1 protein-coding gene is annotated in these 567 nt (G+C 73.2%); it reads right to left on the reverse strand.

Annotation, left to right across the window (positions count from 1 at the left end; translation table 11 throughout):
• Positions 1 to 72 precede the first annotated feature (72 nt).
• Positions 73 to 567 (reverse strand): ABC transporter ATP-binding protein (locus ACLJT4_RS42530; RefSeq protein WP_411130534.1); only part of this gene is annotated, 495 nt, incomplete at its 5' end.

Raw genomic sequence — 567 nt, forward strand, 5'->3', positions numbered from 1 at the left:
CCCGCATCGGCCGTGAACGCAGACCCGCCGAGCCGACGTGCACCACCTCACGGGGGCCGAGGCGGGCCGGGGTCAGTCGGTCGCGTGGCATTGTTCCCCGCCTCCCAACGGTTCCGGCGAGCTCGTGCGTATGTCCTCGACGACCTGGCCGTCGCGGATGCGTACCTGGCGCGGCAGGGCACCGGCGATCTCGCTGTCATGGGTGATCACCGCGATGGTGGCGCCGTCGTCGTTGAGATCGTGCAGCAACCGCAGGACGGCCTCACCGGAGGCGGAGTCCAGGGCGCCGGTGGGCTCGTCCGCCAGCAGCAGGTCCGGCTCGCCCACCACCGCCCGGGCGATGGCCACCCGCTGTCGCTGTCCGCCGGACAGTTCGTGCGGGCGGTGGTGCATCCGGTCCCCGAGCCCGACACGTTCCAGGGCGGTGGCGGCACGCTGGCGGCGCTCGGCCCGGGGCAGGCCGGAGTAGAGCAGGCCCTCGGCGACGTTGTCCTGTGCGCTGACCCCCGCCACGAGGTGGAAGGACTGGAAGACGAAGCCGATGTGCCGGGCGCGCAGCGCGGACAG

This window comes from Streptomyces sp. x-19 (genome assembly GCF_046549115.1).
In the GTDB taxonomy this organism is placed as follows: Bacteria; Actinomycetota; Actinomycetes; order Streptomycetales; family Streptomycetaceae; genus Streptomyces; species Streptomyces albulus_C.